General features: G+C 64.7%; 1 protein-coding gene and 2 pseudogenes. 2 read left to right on the top strand and 1 reads right to left on the bottom strand.

The window, feature by feature from the left end:
* A pseudogene (locus AHiyo1_RS20235) lies at positions 1–643 on the bottom strand (hypothetical protein); the annotation flags it as partial.
* Positions 644–878: 235 nt separating this feature from the next.
* Here AHiyo1_RS20235 and AHiyo1_RS20230 point away from each other — a divergent pair.
* Positions 879–1,538, top strand: coding sequence for a PspA/IM30 family protein (locus AHiyo1_RS20230; RefSeq protein WP_059389771.1), 660 nt, complete (start codon positions 879–881; stop codon positions 1,536–1,538).
* 47 nt (positions 1,539–1,585) lie between these two features.
* Positions 1,586–1,791 (top strand): annotated as a pseudogene (locus AHiyo1_RS20225) (DUF4352 domain-containing protein); the annotation flags it as partial.

Here is a 1,791-nt window from a genome sequence, read left to right as displayed (position 1 = left end):
TGGAGTCAGCAAACACGGAGTTTCCGCCAAGAGCCGCGGCCAGTTCGACGACCGCAGCGGCCACCAACCCCACGGCAGAGTCGGTGAGGGCGGTCTCCGAGTGCTCCCGCAGCCCCGCCCGGAACCTCGCGGCAAGCAATTGCTCGAAGGCCGCATCCGTGTTGTAGGCACTGTCCACCAGCCGGTCCGCGAACGCCGCCGTGGAAGCAAGCGACGTGCCCAGGGCTGCCAGTTCCGAATACAGGAACGTGTCATCCGGATCGCACTCATCTGCAACGTCCAGAAGTTCGTCCGGGCTCAGCTGTCCCAACGAGTTGCCGGCCATTGCTTTAAGCGTCAGCAGGGCCGTGAGAGCGTCGAATGTGTTTCCTTGGGCGCCACCGGCAGCCGTGCCGGGCATCCGGGCGAAGGCGGCGACGTCGTTGGCGGCCTCCGGGTTATTGCCCCGTCCAGTGACGGTCAGCCAGGCGGCGATGTGGTCGGCGTCGAAGAGTTCCAGCCCGCCGTCGAGCGCTGCCGGCTGCGGAAATGGGTGGATAGACCCGGCGCTGCGTTTGCGCCACATGGAAACGACGGGGCGCTGGACCTGAGCGAGGGCGGCAACGTCCGAGAGGGTCATGCGCAGGGCTTCTGCTTCGTTCATTTGCGCCTCCTTACGACGTCGACCCTCAGCCTAACTGTGCCGGGCAGATTTTCATGTGGGGTGTTGATAACAGGGGTTATCAGTGATCTTTGGCTTTCGCCGGGGCGGCCCGCCGTAGCTTCGTTCTGCAGCTACGAAGGAATCCTCCGGAGCTGTGACGGCGGCGGGAACCACGCATTGGGGGACTGGTATCCCGCCGCCGCTCAGCAGCCATCCCTGAACAGAGGAAGACATCATGTTGAATACCGAGACCGACGAGCCGGCGCGAACGCCGACCGATGACGTACCGGAGGAGGCTCAGCCAGCCAGCGAAAAGGGAAAGCCGGGACGGAAACGGCGGATCTTCGTTACCGTGGCCGTCCTGGCCCTGCTAGCTGGATCGGTCGCCGTCGGCACCACGCTGCCGGACCCGAAGTCCAGCGAAGCCTATGCGGCGCTGGCCGGGGAGAAGGCGTCCGTGGAGTCCGAGCGCGATTCAGCCAAGTCCAGTTACGAGTCGATGAAATCGAAGTACGACACGCTGCAGAACGGCATTTCAGACCGTGAAGCCAAGGTCACCGCCCGCGAAACCGAGGTCGGGAAGGCCGACGCAGCCGTAAAGACCGCCGAAGCCGCAGTCAAGGTGCGCGAAGACGCAGTCACCGGCGCCGAGAAGACCAAGGCGGCCAACACCATCGGTGACGGAACCTGGACGGTGGGCAAGGACATAGAGCCGGGCACCTACCGTGCGGCGGCAGCGGTGGGATCCACCTGCTACTGGGGCATCTACGCCACCGGAAGCAACGGCAGCAAGATCATCCAAAACGACATCCCGGGCGGCGGCCGCCCTGCGGTGACCCTCTCCGCCGGGCAGGACTTCAATTCAACCCGCTGCGGCAAATGGGAAAAGCAGTAACACGCCCTCCGCACATCATTCGCCAACCCAAGAAAGGCATCACCCATATGAACCAGCACCATCCTCAGACGCCCGTCGCCGAAACCATCACCACCCAGCCGCGCCCGTTCTTCAAGAAGAAGCGCTTCCTGATCCCGGCCGGTGTCCTGGTGCTGGGCATCGCCCTGGGCTCCTGCTCCGGCGGCACCAAGCAGGCCAGCGACGTGAGCCCCACTGCGCCGTCATCCGCCGCCGCGTTGTCACCGGCTTCATC

The organism is Arthrobacter sp. Hiyo1, assembly GCF_001263615.2.
Classification (GTDB): domain Bacteria; phylum Actinomycetota; class Actinomycetes; order Actinomycetales; family Micrococcaceae; genus Arthrobacter.
Note: the sequence above shows the minus strand (reverse complement) of the source record. Positions and strands in the feature narration are given on the sequence as shown.